Source organism: Micrococcus sp. KRD077, from assembly GCF_017168505.1.
Lineage (GTDB): Bacteria > Actinomycetota > Actinomycetes > Actinomycetales > Micrococcaceae > Micrococcus > Micrococcus luteus.
The window spans coordinates 13727-33188 of sequence record NZ_JABFAZ010000005.1 but is presented as its reverse complement, the minus strand read 5'-3'; the positions used below and the strand labels follow the sequence as shown (position 1 = coordinate 33188).

Below are 19462 nucleotides of genomic sequence, written 5' to 3'. Positions count from 1 at the left end.
GCCGGACAGGGGGCGGCGGGGGGAGGTCACAGCAGCTGTTCGGTGGTGTTCCCGCCGTCGGTGGTGGACAGCACGGTCGAACCGATGACCAGCAGTGCTTCGGTCTGCCCGTCGTCGGTGATGCCGGCGCCCAGGGCGGAGGCCGTGCCGACCGGGCGGTCGCTGGCGGTCCAGGTGTCGCCGGCGTCGGTGCTGGTCAGCAGGTGTCCCTCGGTGCCGGCGCCCACGGCGGTGGTGTCATCGGCCCAGGCGACCAGGTGCATCAGCTGGGGGGTGTCCAGGGTGGTCCAGGTCGCGCCGTGGTCGGTCGAGCGCAACATGCCGGTTTCGGTGGTGGCCAGCACGGTCCCGGTTTGGGGGGAGATCGCCAGCGATGCCGGGGCGACGGGGATCTCAAGGCTCTGCCAGGTGAGGCCGTCGGTGCTGGCGCGCAGTTGCCCATCGAAGCCGAGGACCCCGTTCGGGCCGGCGGCCAGGGCGTGGAAATCGGATGCGCCGCCGCGGGAGAGCACCGTCCAGCTCTGGCCCCGGTCGGTGGACTCGGCCAGGCCCAGCGGCTCGGGCAGGTCGGTGCGCGGCGCGGGGTGACCCGAGGCCAGGTAGCGGCCCTCGGGAGTCAGGGTGAAACCCATGAAGTCCACGACCGGACCGACCTGGGTCAGCTCCCCGTCCTGGAGCCGGAACAGGCCCTGGTGGGTGGCCAGCAGCACCTCACCGGACTCGGGGTCCCGGGTGAGGGCATGGACGTGGGTGATGGCCGTGCCGGTGCCCTGCGTGCCGGTGCCGGCCGCCGGGGATGTCGCGGGGTTCGGCGCGGCGCAGGCGGTGAGGGTGCCAGCGCCGAGCAGGGTCAGCCCGCCGGCGATCAGGGTTCTGCGGGTCAGGGGGGTCATGGAGCCTTTCCGCCCCGGGCCAAAAGGCGGGGCCATCTACCATTGTCGGCCGGTGACGCGCCGGGATGGGGCGGTTTGCCTTGAAGATTCGATGAAGATTCCCCGCCCCGGCACCGTTCTGAGCCGCCGGGGCGCGAGACAGAGCGAGACTGGACCCATGAACTCTGGCACTGGCACTGGGACTGACACTGGGACTGGTCCGGCGGCCGGCCGGGTGTTGGTGGTCGATGACGAGAAGCCGCTGGCGCGCATGGTGGCCACCTACCTGGAGCGGGCCGGCTACGAGGTGGCCCTCACCCACACCGGCCCGGCCGCAGTGCAGGCCGCCCGGGTTCACGAGCCCGACGTGATGGTCCTGGACCTGGGCCTGCCCGGGCTGGACGGGATCGAGGTGTGCCGGCGGGTGCGGGCCTTCTCCGAGTGCTATGTGCTGATGCTCACCGCCCGCGGCGATGAGCACCACCGGTTGGAGGGATTGGCGGTGGGGGCCGATGACTACATCACCAAACCCTTCAGCGTCCGGGAGCTGGTCGCCCGGGTGGGGGCGGTCATGCGCCGGCCGCGCACAACGGTGTCAGCCCCCGAACCGGAACGGGTCTGCGGTGACCTGGTCATCGACCTGGCCGCCCACGAGGCCCGCGTGTCGGGCCAGGTGGTGCAACTAACGCGCACGGAGTTCGACCTGCTGGCCGCCTTGTCGGGGCGCCCGCACCAGGCCTTCTCCCGGCGCCAGCTGATCGATATCGTCTGGGACCCGGCCTGGGTGGGCGATGAACGGCTCGTGGACGTGCACATCAAGAACCTGCGCCGCAAGCTCGACGCGGACCCGGCCCGCTATATCGACACCGTCCGCGGGGTCGGCTACCGGATGGCGGAGCAATGACCGGCCGGCGGCGCTACCAAGGATTAGCGGCCCGGTTCTTCCTCGCCCAGCTGCTGGTGGTGGGGGCCAGCGTGCTGGCCGCGGTGGTGGTGGCCTCCCTGGCCGGCCCACCACTGTTCCACGAGCACCTGGAACAGGCCGGGGCCGGACACGATGCAGCCCAGGTGCTGCACGTGGAGCAGGCCTACCGGGACGCCAATTTCTGGACTCTGGGCGTGGCCCTGGCCACGGCCTTGATCTGTTGTCTGGCATTGACCTGGCATGTCGCCCGCCGGATCCAGAGTCCGATCAACGCCCTGACCCAGGCGGCCAAGGCCATGGCCGGTGGACGGTACGACACCCGCGTGCCGGCCATGGGCGCCGGCACCGAGGTGGAGGAGCTGGCAGGGTCTTTCAACACCATGGCCGCACGGCTTCAGCGCACCGAGGACACCCGGCGACGGATGCTCTCGGACCTGGCCCACGAGCTGCGCACCCCCGTCTCCGTGCTGACCGTCTACCACGAGGCCCTGCAAGACGGGGTGTCCCACTGGGACGAGCCCACCGGTGAGCTGATGGGCGAGCAGCTGGCCCGGTTGACCCGGCTGGTGGAGGACATCAACGACGTCTCCCGCGCCGAGGAGGGCCGGATCGAACTGGACCGCAGCCCCCAAGGGGTCAGCGGGCTGCTGCATGCCGCGACCGAGGCCCACAAGGAGGCCTACGCCACCAAGGGCGTGGCCCTGACCATGGACGCCGATCCGGGCCTGGCCGTGGACGTGGACCGCCAGCGCATGGGCCAGGTCCTGGGCAACCTGCTCACCAACGCCCTGCGCCACACCCCGGCCGGGGGCCGGGTCACCCTCGAGGCCCGACAAAGCCCGTCCGGGGTCACGCTCAGCGTCACCGACACCGGGGAGGGGATCTCTCCCGAGCACCTGCCGCACGTCTTCGAACGCTTCTACCGCGGGGACACCGCCCGCGACCGTGACCACGGCGGCTCCGGGGTCGGCCTGGCCATCTCCCGAGCTCTCATCCAGACCCACGGCGGCACCTTGAGCGCCACCTCCACCACGGCCGGGGCGACGTTCACCATCGACCTGCCCACCAAGCAGCCCCCGACCAGCCCACCTACCGGCGCACCCGTTTATCCACCGTGAACACCGGCGCTCCACCCCTTGAATGATACCCCCGGGGGGTATATACCAAGAGGAGAGGCGCCGTCCGGCGCCGCCCTCAGACCTGAAGGAGACCGTCATGACCGAATCCGCCCGCACCCCGCTGCCGGGGGCCACCAACGGCTGCTCGTGCTGCGCCCCAGCCGCCGACGCCACCGCCCCCGCCGGGCACCAGAGTGCCGACCCAACCGGGACGAGCGCCGGCGACGCGACCTACCAGGTGGAGGGCATGACCTGCGGACACTGCGTGGGCTCCGTCGCCGAGGCCGTGAGCGCCCTGGACGGGGTGGACGATGTCCGGGTCGAACTGGTCGCCGGCGGGGCCTCCCCCGTCACCGTGACCGGGCCCGCCTCCGCGGACTCCGTGCGGACGGCCATCGAAGCGGCCGGCTACCGCGTCCGGATCTAACCGACCCATCCCCTCGAGGTCGGCGCCCCACCGCCGAGCCGGTCGCCGAACAGACCGCCGAGCAGAAGGAACACCATGAGCACCCCGCACCACCACGATCACCCCACCGACCAGACCGCCGAACACCCAGACCCGAACCCCCACGCCGGCCACGCCAACCACACCGACCATGCCGCCCACCACCCCGCGGACGCGGCCACCCACGGGCAGGCCATGCCCCAGGGCCACGCCCACTCGGCCCTGGACGAGGACCACCAGGTCCACGACCACGGTCAGCACGCCGGGCATTCCACCGCGATGTTCAAGAACCGGTTCTGGGTCTCACTGGTGCTCTCCATCCCGGTGGTGTTCTTCAGCCACATGGTCGGGCAGCTGCTGGGCTACCACGTCCCCGAGTTCCCGGGCTCGGCGTGGATCGCCCCGGTGCTGGGCACCGTGATCTACCTCTATGGCGGCATGCCCTTCCTGAAGGGCGGGCTGACCGAGTTGCGCGCCCGCCAGCCCGGGATGATGCTGCTGATCGCGATGGCCATCACGGTGGCCTTCGTCGCCTCCTGGGTCACGACCCTGGGCATCGGGGACCTAATGCTGGACTTCTGGTGGGAGCTGGCGCTGCTGGTGGTCATCATGCTGCTGGGCCACTGGATGGAGATGCGCGCCCTGGGCGCGGCCTCCTCCGCCTTGGACGCGCTGGCGGCGCTGCTGCCGGAGGAGGCCGAGAAGGTCGTGGACGGTGACACCATCACCGTGCCGATCACCGAGTTGGCCGTGGGCGATGTGGTGCTAGTGCGGGCCGGGGCCCGGGTGCCGGCCGACGGGACCATCCTCGAGGGCGCCGCGGAGTTCGACGAGGCGATGATCACCGGGGAGTCGAAGCCCGTGCTGCGCCAGGCCGGGGACACGGTGGTCGCTGGGACCGTGGCCACCGACAACACCGTGCGGGTGAAGGTGGCCGCCGTCGGGACCGACACGACCCTGGCCGGGATCCAGCGGATGGTCGCCGACGCCCAGGAATCCTCCTCCCGCGCCCAGGCGTTGGCCGACCGGGCGGCGGCCCTGCTGTTCTGGTTCGCCCTGGTTGCGGCGATCATCACCGCGATCGTGTGGACCGCGATCGGCCAGCCCACCGACGCGGTCACCCGCACCGTGACCGTGCTGGTGATCGCCTGCCCGCACGCCCTGGGCCTGGCCATCCCGCTGGTGATCGCCCTCTCCACGGAGAAGGCCGCCAAGTCCGGGGTCCTGATCAAGGACCGGATGGCCCTGGAGCGGATGCGCACCATCGACGTGGTCCTGTTCGACAAGACCGGCACCCTGACCGAGGGCGCCCACGTCGTCACCGCCGTCACCGCGATGCCCGGCGTGTCCGAGGCAGAACTGCTGGCGGTGGCCGCCGCGGCCGAGGCTGACAGCGAGCACCCCGTGGCCCGGGCCATCGTCACCGCCGCCGGGCAGCACCCGCAGGCCAGCACGTTGCGCAAGCGCGGCACGGACTTCAGTGCTGCCATGGGCCGCGGGGTGCGCGCCACCGTGGACGGCTCCGAGATCCTCGTCGGGGGCCCGAACATGCTGCGCGAGCTTAACCTGACCATGCCGGCGGAGATCACTGAGCACACCGCCTCCTGGACCGCGCGCGGGGCCGGGGTGTTGCACGTGCTGCGCGAGGGGTCCGTTATCGGCGCGGTCGCCGTGGAGGACAAGGTCCGCCCCGAGTCCCGGGCCGCCGTGGCCGCCCTGCACGCCCGCGGCATCAAGGTCGCGATGATCACCGGCGATGCCCGCCAGGTCGCCGAGGCCGTCGGGGCGGACCTGGGCATCGACGAGGTCTTCGCCGAGGTCCTCCCCCAGGACAAGGACACCAAGGTCACCGAGTTGCAGTCCCGGGGACTGTCCGTGGCCATGGTGGGCGACGGCGTCAACGACGCCCCGGCGCTGGCGCGGGCCGAGGTCGGCATCGCCATCGGCGCCGGCACCGACGTGGCCATGGAGTCCGCCGGCGTTGTGCTCGCCAGCAACGACCCCCGCGCGGTGCTGTCGATGATCGAGCTCTCCCAGGCCAGCTACACCAAGATGATCCAGAACCTGGTGTGGGCCACCGGCTACAACGTGCTCGCCGTGCCGCTGGCCGCCGGCGTGCTCGCCCCGATCGGGTTCGTGCTCTCCCCCGCGGTGGGCGCGATCCTGATGTCCGTCTCCACCATCGTGGTGGCCCTCAACGCCCAGCTGCTGCGCCGGATCGACCTGGACCCGGAGCACCTGGCTCCTCTCGAGCGCCCCCGGTCGCAGGCTGCCCTTCAACCCGCGACCTCCTGATCGCGCCTCTTGGCGCTAACTCTGATATGAACCCTCAACCCACTGTGGAAGGACCCACCATGAAACGCACCATGACGCTGACCGCCCTGGCCCTGGCCTCCGCCCTGACCTTGACCGCCTGCGGCACCGGCGCCCAGGACGAGAACGCCGGCGCTGAGGCCTCGGCCACCGCGACCAGCTCCGCCCCCGCCGCCACCCCTGCGGCCACGGCCACCGCGACACCGTCCACCACGGCGACCGGTTCGGCCGAGGAGGTCTCCGCCGAGCACAACGACGCGGACGTGATGTTCGCCCAAATGATGATCCCGCACCACCAGCAGGCCGTTGAGATGAGCGAGATGCTGCTGGCCAAGGATGACGTCCCGGCGGAGGTGGCCGCGTTCGCCCAGAAGGTCATCGACGCCCAGGGCCCGGAGATCGAGCGCATGAACGCCATGCTCACCGCCTGGGGCCAAGACCCCGTGGACACGGACGGTATGGAGGGCATGGACCACGGCGGGATGTCCGGGATGATGTCCGAGGAGGACATGGCCGCCCTGGAGCAGGCCCAGGGCACCGAGGCCGCCCGGTTGTACCTGGAGCAGATGACCGCCCACCACAAGGGCGCCGTGGACATGGCCAAGGACGAGGTCGAGGACGGCCAGAACCCGCAGGCCGTGCAGCTCGCCGAGCAGGTCATCGCCGACCAGGAGGCCGAGATCACCGAAATGCAACAGATGCTCGACAAGCTCTGAGCACCGTCGTCCGCTGCGGGCATCCGGTGAGACGCGGCTGGCGATAGACCCCGAAACCGGAACGGGTCCTCCAGGAAAGGAGACGAGCATGCAGGACAAGATCAAGGTCGCGGTGAACGGGTACGGGGTCATCGGCAAACGCGTCGCCGACGCGGTCCGGGCCCAGGAGGACATGGCGCTGGTCGGAGTCAGTGACGTCATCGCTGACTACCGGATCGCGACTGCGGCCGGGAAGGGTATCCCCGTCTACGCCTCTACCGAGCAGGCCCTACCGGTGATGGCGGATGCCGGCCTTCCCGTCGTCGGAGGCCTGCACGACCTGCTCGAGAACGTTGACGTCGTGGTGGACTGCACCCCGGCCCAGGTGGGCGCCGGCAACCTGGAGCTCTACCGTGCCCACGGGGTCAAATCCGTGTTCCAGGGCGGGGAGAAGCACGATCTCACCGGCCACTCCTTCGTCGCCCACGCCAACTACGCCACCGCCCTGGGCCGGGACAGCACCCGGGTGGTGTCCTGCAATACCACCGCCACCGTCCGGGCCCTTACCGCGCTGAAGGACGTCGGACTGCTGTCCAAGGCCCGGGGGTGCTCATCCGCCGGGCCACCGATCCGTGGGAATCGGACCATTCCGGGATCATGAACACCATCGTCCCCGAGGGCCGAATCCCCAGCCATCAGGGGCCCGACGCCCAGTCGGTGGTCCCGGACCTGGACGTGGTCACCATGGCCGCCAAGGGAGCCCACACTCAGAACCACCTGCACTACTGGACGATCGAGCTCACCCGCCCGGCCGAGAAGCAGGAGGTGTTGGAGGCGTTCCGGGCGATGCCGCGGATCGCCTTCGTCCGGCGCTCGGACGGCGTCGTGGCGGTCAATAGCACCGTGGAACTCATGGAGGACCTGGGCCGGCCCCGGGGTGATATGTATGAGGTGGCCCTCTGGGAAGACATCCTCACCGTGGACGGCAACGAGCTGTACTACACCTACACGGTGGACAACCAGGCGATCGTCGTCCCCGAGAACATCGACGCGATCCGGGCCCTCACCGGAACCGTCGACGACGGCGGCGAGTCCATCCGGCGCACCGACCGCGCCTTGGGGGTGCGCCAGGACTTCGTGCGCTCCTCGGTGGCTGCCCGTTGAACTGCGCGGCAGACGCCGCTGAGGCGGTGCCCGGCCCCAGGAATGGGGGGTGGTCGGACACCGCTTCGGCGGCCGCGGACTACCGCAGCGGTCCTATGGCCTCCGGTCAGGTGCGAGAGGCCGTCGCGATCGCGTTGATGGCCTCATCCAACACCGCATTGAACTGCGCTGGGCTCTGGGCCGTACTCAGCCCTTCGGTCAGGGCGCGGGAGAAGCTGGCGATCACGCCGTGGTTGCGGGCCAGCAGGGTGGTGGCCTGGGCCCGGGTATAGCCGCCCGACAGGGCCAGGACGCGGATCACTCGGGGATGGTCCACGAACTCGCGGTAGAAGTCCGCCCGCTCCGGCAGCGTCACTTTGAGGATGACCGACTGGTCGTCTCCGAGCTTGTCCAGTTGGGCGAGGATTGCCGCCTTGAACTGGTCCTCCACCTCGGCCTTGCGGGGGCTGCGGATATCCACCTCGGGCTCGATGATGGGCACCAGCCCGGTAACGAGGATCTGACGGGCGAGCCCGAACTGCTGCTCCACGACGGAGCCCACCCCGTCCCCGGGCAGCTTGATGACCGAGCGCATCTTCGTCCCGAACATGTGCTTTTCGACGGCTCGAGACAGTAAGTCATCCAGGTGCGGGATGGGTTTCATGAGCTGGGCGCCTTGCTGTTCCGGGGCCAAGCCCTGGTCGATTTTGAGGAAGGGCACGATGCCTTTGCTGTTCCACAGGTAGTCGCCCGTGGGGGAACCCTCCACCTGGCGGTTCATTGTGTTCTCGAACAGGATGGCCCCCATGACGCGCTCACCGTCGAAGCTGGGGCTGGTGATGATACGTGTGCGCACCTGGTGTACCAGGTCGAACATCTCCTCTGGGCCGGAGTAGGCATCCTTGTCGATCCCATAGAGGTGCAAGGCCGCCGGGGTGCTGCCCCCGCTCTGGTCCAGCGCCGCGACGAATCCGACACCGTTCCTGACCCTCTGATACTTCTCCGAGTGCATGGGAGCCTTCCGCGGCGAGGGAGCACGGTGGTCCGGGTTCCCTGCGCGCGTCATGGACGACTGGCCGCCCTCAAGGGGGAACGGTCATCAGCAGGCTCAACCCAGGGTGACGAGCAGGTCCGCGCAGGCCTGCTCACACCGGCGGCAGGCCTCGGCACACACCTTGCAGTGCTCGTGCATCTGGGCGTGGCTCTCGCATTCGTCCCCGCACGTCTTGCAGGCGGCCCGGCAGGCCTCGAGCAGGGCGCGGGTGGTCTCGACGTTGTTGCCGGTCTGCCGGGACAGCATCCGGCCTGTGGCGGCGCACACATCGGCGCAGTCCAGGTTCAACCGGATGCACTGCCTCAGGTCGGCCACCATGTCCTCGGCCAGGCAGGCGTCCGCGCAGGCGGTGCACGTCTGGGCGCACTCGAAGCAGGCCTGGATGCATTCGGCCAGTTTCTGCCGATCGATGTTCCCCACCTCCTTCGGGTAGGTCTCCAGCATGGCGCTCACGTGATGGGTCATGATGTGCTCCTTCGTCGATCTGATCCGACGCACCGGCCTTCGCCGGCCCGCCCTGCCATCGACCGTAGACCGCCCCGCCGACGCGGGTGAAGGGCTCAACCTTGAAGGTTCCGTGAAGATCGCCGGCCACGGAGGCCCGCGGACTCCTTTACGGGCAGGGATGACGAAGGTGTGACCAGCCGCCCCTCAGCCCGGCCGACGGCCCTGAGGACCACGCCGACGGGGAGGACCAGCAGGGCTCGCCTCAACGTGGATCCTGTCGGACCGGACGGTCGGTGTCAGGAAGAGCGCTTATGCGATCCGACCAGGGGCGTCGAGGCCGCCGGTGCAGGGTTGCCGGGTGCATTCGGATCGAGGATCGCAATTTCGAGCCAGGCGGTTCGTGGAGACGCTGCGGGTCAACGGCCTGGTCGGGTCGATGGGCAGGGTCGGTGCTGCTGGGGACAACGCGGCAATGGAATCCTTCTTCGCGCTGTTGCAGAAGAACGTGCTGAACCGGCGTCGCTGGCAGTCCTTCGACCAGCTCCGGCTCGCGATCGTGAGCTGGATCGAGCGGACCTATCACCGCCGTCGTAGGCAGGCCCGTCTCGGGAAGCTCACCCCTGTCGAGTTCGAGATGGTTCAATCAGTCCAGGCGGCTGCCGCCGCCTGATAACTCGTGTCAAGCAAACTCATGGCAGACCCTTCTCACGCGCCTGAATCTCGCCGTCATGGATCGACAGCACCTCGGTCTGTGCGCCAGCCCGCTCCAGAAGCGCCGCGCAGGCTCTGACTGACCGACATCAGGAAGCACTTCACGGCTGAGGAGAAGCTCTGTCTCTGCGCGAACAAGGCCGTCGCAGGCCGCGGCGGTGCAGCCGTGGTGGCTGGGTGCCTGGTGCACGAGGACCGGGGCTCGCAGTTTCGATCTGGCCTATTTCAGGACGCGCGCACCCGTCATGGGCCGATCGGCTTCGTACTCGACGTCCTGACGCGCGGTTCTGCCGGCCGGTCGGCCTGATCCCGCGCTCCGGGTGATCACGGCGTCGGATCGAACCTGAAAGGTCGGCGTCGGCGCCGCGGTGGGCGGCATGCACCACCCCCGCGAGTGCCGTCTCGCGTCCCGCACTCTGATGCGCCCGCCCGCGCCCTCACTCCGCCAGGAACTCCAGCAGGATCCGGTTGAACTCCTCGGAGTGGCTGATGCTGAAGCCGTGCGGGGCATCCTTGACGAGTTCGACGCGGCTGCCGTCGATCGCCTTGTGCGTCCGCTTGCCGGAGCCCTTGAACGGCACGATCTGGTCGGCGTCGCCGTGCAGGACCAGGGCCGGCACGGTCACCGCCGGCAGGTCGCGGCGGAAGTCGGTGGCCCCGAACGCGTCCATGCAGGCCAGCGCCGCCGTCTGGTCGGACTGCAGCGCCATCCGGATGGCCTCCTGGCGCTGCTCCTCGGTGACCTTGAGGCTGCTGGTCAGGCCGGCCAGCTTGGGGGTGGAGAAGAACGTCGTCGTGAAGTCGTCGAAGAACGACTCGCGGTCCTTCTCGAGGCCCGCCCGCATCTCGGCGGCCTGCTTCTCGGTCAGCGGGCCGTCGGGGTTGTCGTCGGTCTTCAGCAGGTACGGGGGCACCGCGCCGGCGAACACCACCGAGTGGATCCGGTCCGCGCCGAACCGGGACATGTAGCGCGCCACCTCGCCACCGCCCATCGAGAAGCCCACGAGCGTCACGTCACGCAGGTCGAGCTCGGTGAGCAAACCGTGCAGGTCGGCGGTCATCGTGTCGTAGTCGTAGCCGCCGGCGGGCTTCTCCGAGGCGCCGAAGCCGCGCCGGTCATAGGTGATCACGCGGTAGTGCGGGGACAGGGCTGCGACCTGGTCCTTCCACGAGTCGAGGGTCAGCGGCCAGCCGTGGATGAGGACGACGGGACGCCCGTGGCCGGCCTCCTCCACGTTCAGCCCGATCGTGCCGTGGTCCGTGGGGATCTGCATGAGGGTCATGTGCGTCTGCCTTCCTGTGCTCTCGGGGGACGACGGCGGCGCTCGGCCGCCGCTTCCTCCTCACGCTAGGCACGCGCTCGGCACGTGTCAGGCTTCGGTCTCCGCCATCCTGCGCAGCGTCAGCGCGTTGAACGCGGCGTGGCCGTGGTTGTCGTTGTTGAAGTAGACGTAGGCGGGGCGCGCGCCCGCCGCGTCCGCGCCGGTCAGCTCCCGCAGCCGCTTCACCCAGGGGGAGAGCTCGGCGTCGGAGAACGATCCGCCGTAGCGCCAGTCCGGGTCCGCGTTGTGGAAGCGCACGTAGGCGAGGCGGCCGGCCGCGCGCAGCACCGGCTCCCGCCCGGCGATCACCGAGACCACGAACCCCGCCCCGTGCCGGTCGAGGAGGTCGAACACGTCCTCGTCCAGCCAGGACTCGTGCTGGACCTCCACCGCCACGCGCACCCGATCGGGCAGCAGGCCGAGGAACCCGGCGAGTCGGTCGTCGTCGCGGTGCAGGTTGACCGGCAGCTGCAGCAGCAGCGGCCCGGCGTGGTCACCGAGCAGGTCCAGGGTGTGCACGATGCGCTCCACCCAGTCCTGCGGCTCGTTGAGCTTGCGGTAGTGGGTGAGGTAGCGGGAGGCCTTGACGGCCATCTCGAAGCCGGCGGGCAGGCGCTCGCGCCATGCCTCGACGGTGCTGTCCGCCGGCCAGCGGTAGTGGGAGCCGTTGAGCTCGACCGTCCGGAAGCGCTCCGTGTAGTGGTCGAGCTGGTCGGCGATCCGCAGCCCCTGCGGGTAGAAGGTCCCGCGCCAGTGCCTGTAGGTCCAGCCGGAGGTCCCGATCCGCACGTCCATCCCCCGACGATAGCCCCGGCCCGGGTTCCCGGGTCTTGCCTTCACCCTCCGTCGCCCGCGTAGCGTCCCGCTGATCATCGCGGTGGCTCAGAGGTACGACCGGAAGATGGGCATCGGCTCCCTGATCGCCACGATGCTCCCGTCCTCGATCGCCTTCCTGCCCGCGTGCACCGGCATGGTCATCGGCTGGAGGTGGCTGGGCCTGCCGCTGGGCCCGAACGCCCGGTCCAGTACACACCGTGACCGGCCCGGTGCCCGCCCGCGACCCGGGCGCCCGTCCACTACTGTGACAGGAATGGACACGACGCGATTCGACGACGACCTGCGCGCGATGCTCGGCGAGGTGGAGTCGGACCGCCGCGGCGAGCCCTCCGACTACCTCGAGGACGTCGCCGGCCAGCATGTGGACGGCCTCGCCGTGGCGGTGTGCACGGTGGACGGCCACCAGGCCGCCGCCGGGGAGACCGAGCACGCCTTCGCGCTGCAGTCGGTCTCCAAGGTCCTCACCTACGCGGTGGTGCTGCAGGAGATCGGCCTGGACCACGTGCTGGAGGACGTGGGCGTCGAGCCCTCCGGTGAGTCGTTCAACCACCTGTCCCTGCACGACGACGGCCGGCCGTGCAACCCGCTGATCAACGCCGGCGCCATCCTGGTCCACTCCCTCCTGCCCGCCGGGGACGAGGATGAGCGGACGGCCCTGCTACTGCGCCGCTACAGCGCGATGGCCGGCGTCGAGCTGGAGGTCTGCGAGGACGTCCTCGACGCCGAGCGCACCCGCGCCGACCGCAACCTGGGCCTGGCCCACCTGCTCGCCGACGCCGGCCGGCTGCCCATCTCGGCCCGCGAGGCCGTGGCCGGGTACCTCGCGCAGTGCTCGGTCCTGGTCACCGCACCCCAGCTGGCCGTCATGGGCGCCACCCTCGCCGCTGGCGGCACGAACCCCGTGACGGGGGAGCGGGTGCTGGACGAGTGGGTAGCGCAGCAGGCGATGTCCGTGATGCTCACCTGCGGCATGTACGACGCCAGCGGCCAGTGGGTGGCCGAGGTCGGCGTGCCCGCGAAGTCCGGCGTCTCGGGCGCGCTGCTCGGCGCCGTGCCCGGGGCCCTGGGCATCGCCACGTGGTCGCCGCGCCTGGACGAGCAAGGTAACTCCCGGCGTGGCATCGGGTTGTTCGAGGGGCTCAGCGCACGCTGGGACCTGCACGTGCTCCAGCACCGTGGCGCCCTGCGCGGCCTCAGCGGGCCCCGCTGACCCCGCGTTGACGCCTAGCCGCCGCGGCGCCGTCGTCGCGTGGGCCACGCCGCCGACGACGCCGCGCCCCGTCCCTTGTCACCCTCTGGCGCTCGCCTCGTAGCATCGGGCCCATGACCACTCCAGAGAAGAAGGACGACGCCCCCGCGATCCCCGTGCGGGACTCGCAGCTGGCCCACGACGACCCGCGCACCCGCCACCCGAAGCTCCGCGTCGCCAAGCAGCGCCAGCCCGAGCCGGGCCTGGACGTGAAGACGGATCCCGTCCCGGACATCGGTCTGGACTCGTACCGGGGGATGGGCCGGCTGACCGGCCGCAAGGCCCTGATCACCGGCGGCGACTCCGGCATCGGTGCCGCGGTCGCCATCGCCTACGCCCGTGAGGGCGCGGACGTCGCCATCGCCTACCTGCCTCAGGAGCAGCCCGACGCCGACCGCGTCCTGGCGGCGATCGAGGCGGCCGGGCGCACCGCCGTCGCGTTGCCGGGCGACCTGATGGACGCCGACTACCGTGCCTCCCTCGTGGACGAGGCCGCGCAGCGCCTCGGCGGCCTGGACATCCTCGTGAACAACGCGGGCAAGCAGTTCATCTCCGATGACCTGACCGATCTCACCGACGAGCAGGTCCACGAGACGTTCCAGATCAACATCATGTCCATGTTCACGCTCAGCCGCGCCGCGCTGAAGCACATGGGCCCGGGCAGCACGATCGTGAACACCACCTCGGTGCAGGCCTACAACCCCAACCCGAGGCTCCTCGACTACGCGGCCACCAAGGGCGCCATCAACAACTTCACCAAGGGCCTGGCCGAGCAGCTCGGCCCGAAGGGCATCCGTGTCAACGCGGTGGCGCCCGGGCCCATCTGGACGGTGCAGCACGTGTCCTACGGTGAGCCCGAGGAGAAGCTGCCCGAGTTCGGCCACAGCACCCCGCTCGGCCGCGCCGGCCAGCCCGTGGAGATGGCGCCCGCCTACGTGTTCCTTGCCTCGGGCGAGTCCAGCTACGTCAACGGCGAGACCCTCAACGCCAACGGCGGCACGCCCACCCCGTGACCGCCCGCCTCCTCGCCGACGTCGACACCGGCATCGACGATGCCTGCGCCCTGCTCCACCTCGTGGGCGCCCACCGCCTCGGTGTCGGCCCCGAGCTCGCGGCCGTCACCACCACGGGCGGCAACGCGACCGCCCGGGACTGCGCCCTCAACACCGCCGCGGTGCTGGACCTGGCCGGTCGGGCCGACGTCGAGGTGGCCGTCGGTGCCGAGACCCCGCTGCGCCGCCCTGCGGTCACCACCCCGGAGACCCACGGCGACGGCGGTCTCGGCCATGCCCGGATCGTTCGGCGCCCCGAGCGGCTCTCGTCCCGGCCCGCCGTGGACGTGTGGCTGGACGAGCTGCGGGCCCACCCCGGGGAGACGACGATCCTCTGCACCGCGCCGCTGACGAACCTGGCCCTCGCCCTGCGCACCGAGCCGCGCCTGCCGTTCCTCGCCCGCGGCATCGTGATCATGGGCGGCTCCTTCTATCATCCGGGCAACACCACGCCCACCGCCGAGTGGAACACCTGGGTGGACCCGGACGCCGCGAAGGAGGTGTTCGCGGCCGTCGAGGGCCTGCCCGAGGACCGCCTGCCGATCGTCTGCGCGCTCGAGACCACGGAGCGGATCGAGTACACGCCGGCCCTGCTGGACGGCCTCTTGGCCGACGCCGGGGCCCGCCCCGTCGGCTGGTCCGCGGACCGGCCGCGGGTCGCCGGGCCGGACGCCGCCACCGGCAGCCCCGTCCTGGACGTGCTCGCCGACGCACTGCGCTTCTACTTCGAGTTCCACCACGACTACGACCAGGGCTACATCGCCCACCTGCACGACCTCTTCGCCGCCCAGGTGGCCGCGGGCCAGGCCCGCATCGCCACGCGGGCCACCGTCGTCGATGTCGAGGCGGACTCGGAGCTGCTGCGCGGCACCACCGTCCACGACACGCGGGACATCTGGGGCAGGCGCCCCAACGCCCAGCTCGTCACGGCCAACGACCCCGCGGAGGTGTTCGCGGCCTTCGCCCGCGCGGTGGGCGCCGTCGTCGCGGGGGAGCGCACGCTCGACGGCGGTTCCCCGGCCCGGTGACCGCCGTCGGGAATGCCCCCCGTCCGCGTGCGGTTGCACCCGAGGCATCCGCCCGACCCCGACCCTCCAGGAGCTCCCTCATGACCGACGTTCCCACCGTCCCCTTCCACGACGGCCAGCAGATCCCGCAGCTCGGGCTCGGCGTGTGGCAGGTCGAGGACGACGTCGCGGCCGACGTCGTCGAGCAGGCGATCCGCGCCGGCTACCGCCACATCGACACCGCCGCGATCTACGGGAACGAGGAGGGCGTGGGCCGCGGCATCGCCGCGTCCGGCGTCGCCCGCGAGGAGCTGTTCCTCACCACCAAGGTGTGGAACTCGGACCAGGGCTACGAGGAGGCGCTCGCCGCCCTCGACGTCTCGCTCGACAAGCTCGGCACCGACTACGTCGACCTCTACCTCATCCACTGGGCCAAGCCGGCGCAGGGGAAGTACCTGGACACCTGGAAGGCCCTGATCGAGGCGCAGAAGCAGGGCAAGGTGCGCTCGATCGGCGTCTCCAACTTCCCGGCCGCCCAGCTCGAGGAGATCATCGAGGCCACCGGCGTGGTGCCCGTGATCCACCAGGTCGAGACCCACCCGTACTGGCAGCAGCGCGAGCTGCGCGAGGTCGAGGGCCGCCACGGCATCGTCCACGAGTCCTGGTCCCCGCTCGGTCAGGGCGGCGACCTCCTCGCCGACCCCGTGGTCACGGAGATCGCCGAGGCCCGCGGCGCGACGCCGGCCCAGGTGGTCATCGCGTGGCACCTCGCCCACGGCTTCGTGGTCATCCCCAAGTCCGTGACGCCCGAGCGCATCGTCTCGAACCTCGAGGCCGCGGGGGTGGAGCTGACCGACGACGACGTCGCCCGGATCGACGCCCTCGACCGCGAGGACGGCCGTCTCGGCCCCGACCCGGCGGTCATCGACTTCTGATCCAGCCGCCATCGCGCGCACCCGGCCCGTCCCCCTGGGGGCGGGCCGGTGATAGCTTTGCTCGAGAATGCCCGGCGACCGCCGCGCCGCCCGGGCGCATCTGTCCAGGCACTCCACGGAAGGCATGCACCATGTCCCACCAGGCTCCCCCCGCCGATGCGTCGAAGGTCCGCGCGCCGCGGACCGCCGTCCCGGTGACCCCGCAGACCCGCGCGAGCTCGCTGACCGACCTGCTCGGCGCCGTCGTGCGCCTGTTGCCCCTGCAGATGAAGGACGAGCTCGAGCTCGCCAAGAGGCACGTGGCCGCGAAGGGCAAGAAGGCCGGCATCGGCGCCGGCATCGCGGTGGTGGGCCTGTTCTTCCTCGCACTCATGGTGGTCGCCCTCGTGGTGACCCTGATCGGCGCCTTCGCCGACCCGACCTTCTGGTTCCCGGCGCTGATGGTGGCGCTGGCGTTCCTCGTGCTCGGCCTGATCTTCGCCGGCGTCGGCCTCATGATGGTCAAGGGCGCCATGCCGCTCGTGCCGCAGGAGATCGTGCGCAACCTCGAGTACGACCTCGGCTACCTCAAGGAGGGCAACGCCTTCGACCCGGCCGAGTACGACCGCCTCAAGGCGGAGCGCGCCGAGGCCAAGCGCGTCGAGGCCGCCCGCGAGGCCGAGCGGAAGAAGGTGGAGAAGAAGGAGAACAAGAAGGCCCGCAAGAACGGCGAGGCCGCTCCCCACCCGGGCCGTGACGACGCCACCGAGGCGGAGATCCGCCGTCGTGCCGACCTGCGCCGCCGCCACCTGGGCGACATCCGCTCCGGCCTGGACGAGAAGACCAGCGTGAAGGGCCAGCTCGCGGCCTTCGCCGCCCAGCGCAAGGGTCGCGGGGTCACCCCCGAGACCGCGCACGCCACCGAGCAGACCGCGCCGTTCACCAGTGCCGCCCGCGCGGGGGAGCGGACCGCCGAGGCCGAGGACTACGTGAAGGACAACTGGCAGCCGCTCGCGCTGCTCGGCGCCTCCTCCGCCGCGTTCGTGGCGCTCGCCGGCCGCCTGCGCCGCCGCTGATCCGAGGGCGCCCGCCCTCCCAGCCCCCGAGGCCCCGATCCCCACGGATCGGGGCCTCGTCGTCTGCGGGGAGGGGCGACGGCGTCGGTAGGCTGGGCGTGTGGGGCGCCCGGCGGGGGCGTCCGCCCGCGGACCCTGGAGGAGTGACCCATGCGTGTGATCGACGTCGGCCTGCGCGAGGGCCACGAGTACCGCGTCCGCGACACCTGGCTGACCGTGCCGAACCTCATCACCCTGGCCCGCTTCGCCCTGGTCCCGGTGTTCGTGTGGCTCACCGTCGACGGCCGACACCTGGACGCGTTCGTGATCCTCGCCGTGCTCTCCGGCACGGACTGGGTGGACGGCTACGTGGCGCGCCGGTTCGACATGATCTCCACGGTCGGGCGGTGGCTCGACCCGGTGGCGGACCGCCTCTCCCTGCTGGTGGTGGCCGTGACGTTCGTGGCCACCGGCATCGCCCCGCTCTGGCTCGCCCTGGCCATCGCGATCCCGGACGTCGTGCTCGCCGCCGTGTGCCTGTGGCTGTTCGGCGGCAGCCCGGACCTGCCGGTCACGGTCCTGGGCAAGGTGCGCACCGCGCTGCTGCTGGTGGGCACGCCCCTGCTGCTGCTCGCCCGTGTGCCGGGGGTCGACGGCGGCCCGTGGAGCGGCGTGACCCTGGCTCTGGTCGGGGCCGGTTGCCTGCTGCACATCCTCGCCGCGGGGGACTACCTCGTGCGCGCGGTGGGCAAGGCCCGCGGCCTGCGGGCGGACGGTCAGGACCCGCGCGAGGGCCCGTCCCGCCGGGGCTGACCCCGGCGCATGGTCGTGCCGGCGCCGACGGTTGCTACCGTGGGACGCGCGCCGTGCCCGCGGCCGATCCTCACGGCACGGGCCGGGCGCCGTCGTGCCATCGCCACCACAGAGAGGGACCGCCGTGTCCGACCGTCCCGGGATCGCCGCCGACCGCCCCCTGAAGGTGCTGATCGCCGCAGACACCTATCCGCCGCACGTCAACGGGGCCGCCACCTTCGGCCACCGCCTCGCCACGGCGCTGCACGCGCGCGGCCACGAGGTCCACGTCGTGATGCCGCGCAGTGACGCCGGCCCGGACACCGTGGAGCACCGGCCGGAGGCCACCGTGCACCTGCTGCGCTCCCTGCCGGCGCCGACGCACGAGTACTACCGTGTGGTGCTCCCGCGGCACGCCAAGACCTCCTTCCGCCGCATCTACCGCGAGGTCCAGCCGGACGTCGTGCACGCCCAGTGCCACTACATGATCGGCGAGGCCGCCATCAACGAGGCCGAGCGGCGCCGCATCCGGATCGTCTCCACGAACCACTTCATGCCGGAGAACCTCGAGCCGTTCCTGCCGTTCCCGCAGTGGTTCCTGGACATCGTCTCCCGGGTGTCGTGGAAGGACATGGGTCGACTCATGGGCAAGGGCGCGGTGGTCACCACCCCCACGGCCCTCGCCGCGCAGGCCATGGCCGAGCACGCCGGCCTGGACAACGTTCTCCCGGTCTCCAACGGCATCGACGCGAGCGCCTACGAGCTGCAGCCGGGGGAGAGGGTGGACCATCCCGGCCATCCGGTCGTGCTCTTCGTGGGGCGGCTGGCCGTGGAGAAGAACGTGGAGGTGCTGATCCGTGCGATCGCGCACCTGGCCCGCACCCGCCCCGACCTGGACGTGCACGCCGAGATCGTCGGCGACGGCGAGCAGCGCGACCGCATCCGTGCCACGGTGGACGAGGAGGGGGTGGCCGACCGCGTCCTGCTGCGCGGCCACGTCTCCGAGGAGGAGCTGCGGGCGGCCTACCTGCGCGCCGACGTGTTCTGCCAGCCGGGCACGGCGGAGCTGCAGTCCCTCGTGACCCTCGAGGCGCTCAGCGCGTCCACCCCGGTGGTCCTCGCGGACGCCCTCGCGTTGCCCCACCTCGTGGACGAGGGCGTCAACGGCCACCTCTTCCCGCCCGGGGACCACGTGGCCCTGGCCGATCGGATCGCCCGGATCCTCGACCTCTCGGACGCGGACCGCGCCGCCATGGGCGAGGCGTCCCACGCGAAGGCCCTGCATCATTCCGCCCAGAAGACGGTGGACATCTTCGAGCGCCTCTACCGCGGCGCGACGGCCGCCGAGGTCCGCGCGATGCTCTGAGCCCTGTCGGTAGGATGGGCGGGTCCCGCGCGATGCCGCGGGGGAGGGGCGTTAGCTCAGTCGGTCAGAGCAGGGGACTCATAATCCCTGGGTCGCGGGTTCAAGTCCCGCACGCCCTACAGAAAACGGCCCCCGGCCGCGCGGT

The 19462-nt window shown here is 71.1% G+C and carries 17 protein-coding genes, 1 tRNA gene and 2 pseudogenes; 15 read left to right on the top strand and 5 right to left on the bottom strand.

Going from position 1 to position 19462, the window contains the following annotated elements:
- Positions 1-26 precede the first annotated feature (26 nt).
- Positions 27-893 carry a F510_1955 family glycosylhydrolase gene (locus J1M39_RS01940; protein WP_060775534.1) on the bottom strand — a complete coding sequence of 289 codons (867 nt, stop codon included), beginning with the start codon at positions 891-893 and terminating at the stop codon, positions 27-29.
- A gap of 157 nt (positions 894-1050) precedes the next feature.
- On the opposite strand from J1M39_RS01940, the gene J1M39_RS01935 reads away from it, so the two are divergent.
- From J1M39_RS01935 to J1M39_RS01910, 6 genes and pseudogenes are all read left to right on the top strand, one after another.
- On the top strand, positions 1051-1776 hold the full coding sequence (locus J1M39_RS01935; protein WP_017488138.1) for a response regulator transcription factor: 726 nt from the start codon (positions 1051-1053) through the stop codon (positions 1774-1776).
- Complete coding sequence (locus J1M39_RS01930) at positions 1773-2915, top strand: sensor histidine kinase (RefSeq protein WP_113913949.1); 1143 nt, start codon at positions 1773-1775, stop codon at positions 2913-2915. The genes J1M39_RS01935 and J1M39_RS01930 overlap by 4 nt, the downstream gene beginning before the upstream one ends.
- Before the next feature lie 97 nt (positions 2916-3012).
- Complete coding sequence (locus J1M39_RS01925; RefSeq protein ID WP_002854303.1) at positions 3013-3342, top strand: heavy-metal-associated domain-containing protein; 330 nt, start codon at positions 3013-3015, stop codon at positions 3340-3342.
- 75 nt (positions 3343-3417) lie between these two features.
- Complete coding sequence (locus J1M39_RS01920; protein WP_113913950.1) at positions 3418-5655, top strand: copper-translocating P-type ATPase; 2238 nt, start codon at positions 3418-3420, stop codon at positions 5653-5655.
- Positions 5656-5714: 59 nt separating this feature from the next.
- Positions 5715-6389, top strand: coding sequence for a DUF305 domain-containing protein (locus tag J1M39_RS01915; protein ID WP_060974078.1), 675 nt, complete (start codon positions 5715-5717; stop codon positions 6387-6389).
- Between the two features lie 88 nt (positions 6390-6477).
- Positions 6478-7532, top strand: a pseudogene (locus tag J1M39_RS01910) (type II glyceraldehyde-3-phosphate dehydrogenase).
- A 106-nt stretch (positions 7533-7638) separates the two neighbouring features.
- Here the strand turns inward: J1M39_RS01910 and J1M39_RS01905 are convergent.
- Positions 7639-8523: a fructose bisphosphate aldolase gene (locus J1M39_RS01905; protein WP_113913951.1), complete on the bottom strand. Its 885-nt coding sequence runs from the start codon at positions 8521-8523 to the stop codon at positions 7639-7641.
- A gap of 96 nt (positions 8524-8619) precedes the next feature.
- Positions 8620-9030 (bottom strand): four-helix bundle copper-binding protein, encoded by a 411-nt coding sequence (locus J1M39_RS01900; RefSeq protein WP_113913952.1) that lies wholly within the window; start codon positions 9028-9030, stop codon positions 8620-8622.
- Positions 9031-9340: 310 nt separating this feature from the next.
- On the opposite strand from J1M39_RS01900, the pseudogene J1M39_RS01895 reads away from it, so the two are divergent.
- Positions 9341-9682 (top strand): annotated as a pseudogene (locus tag J1M39_RS01895) (transposase); the annotation flags it as partial.
- Positions 9683-10160: 478 nt separating this feature from the next.
- Here the strand turns inward: J1M39_RS01895 and J1M39_RS01890 are convergent.
- Positions 10161-11006, bottom strand: coding sequence for an alpha/beta fold hydrolase (locus J1M39_RS01890; RefSeq protein WP_010079170.1), 846 nt, complete (start codon positions 11004-11006; stop codon positions 10161-10163).
- A gap of 87 nt (positions 11007-11093) precedes the next feature.
- Positions 11094-11840, bottom strand: coding sequence for a DUF72 domain-containing protein (locus J1M39_RS01885; RefSeq protein ID WP_206496410.1), 747 nt, complete (start codon positions 11838-11840; stop codon positions 11094-11096).
- 70 nt (positions 11841-11910) lie between these two features.
- Here J1M39_RS01885 and glsA point away from each other — a divergent pair, with 70 nt between their 5' ends.
- The 8 genes from glsA to J1M39_RS01845 all read left to right on the top strand — a co-directional run bounded on the left by glsA (position 11911) and on the right by J1M39_RS01845 (position 19436).
- The gene (gene glsA / locus J1M39_RS01880) at positions 11911-13092 is read left to right on the top strand and encodes a glutaminase A (RefSeq protein WP_274607797.1); all 1182 of its coding nucleotides are present in this window, start codon (positions 11911-11913) and stop codon (positions 13090-13092) included.
- Between the two features lie 113 nt (positions 13093-13205).
- Positions 13206-14144, top strand: a complete 939-nt coding sequence (locus tag J1M39_RS01875; protein ID WP_134416499.1) for an SDR family oxidoreductase — start codon at positions 13206-13208, stop codon at positions 14142-14144.
- Complete coding sequence (locus J1M39_RS01870; protein ID WP_049147658.1) at positions 14141-15211, top strand: nucleoside hydrolase; 1071 nt, start codon at positions 14141-14143, stop codon at positions 15209-15211. The genes J1M39_RS01875 and J1M39_RS01870 overlap by 4 nt, the downstream gene beginning before the upstream one ends.
- An 80-nt stretch (positions 15212-15291) precedes the next feature.
- Positions 15292-16125, top strand: a complete 834-nt coding sequence (locus tag J1M39_RS01865) for an aldo/keto reductase (protein ID WP_044659469.1) — start codon at positions 15292-15294, stop codon at positions 16123-16125.
- A 131-nt stretch (positions 16126-16256) separates the two neighbouring features.
- On the top strand, positions 16257-17180 hold the full coding sequence (locus J1M39_RS12405; RefSeq protein ID WP_159228012.1) for a phage holin family protein: 924 nt from the start codon (positions 16257-16259) through the stop codon (positions 17178-17180).
- A 150-nt stretch (positions 17181-17330) separates the two neighbouring features.
- A complete protein-coding gene (locus J1M39_RS01855; protein WP_134416501.1) occupies positions 17331-17972 on the top strand; it encodes a CDP-alcohol phosphatidyltransferase family protein in 642 nt (213 codons plus the stop codon).
- A gap of 124 nt (positions 17973-18096) precedes the next feature.
- A complete protein-coding gene (locus tag J1M39_RS01850) occupies positions 18097-19317 on the top strand; it encodes a glycosyltransferase (RefSeq protein WP_134416502.1) in 1221 nt (406 codons plus the stop codon).
- A 45-nt stretch (positions 19318-19362) separates the two neighbouring features.
- A tRNA-Ile gene (locus J1M39_RS01845) sits at positions 19363-19436 on the top strand.
- Positions 19437-19462 lie beyond the last annotated feature (26 nt).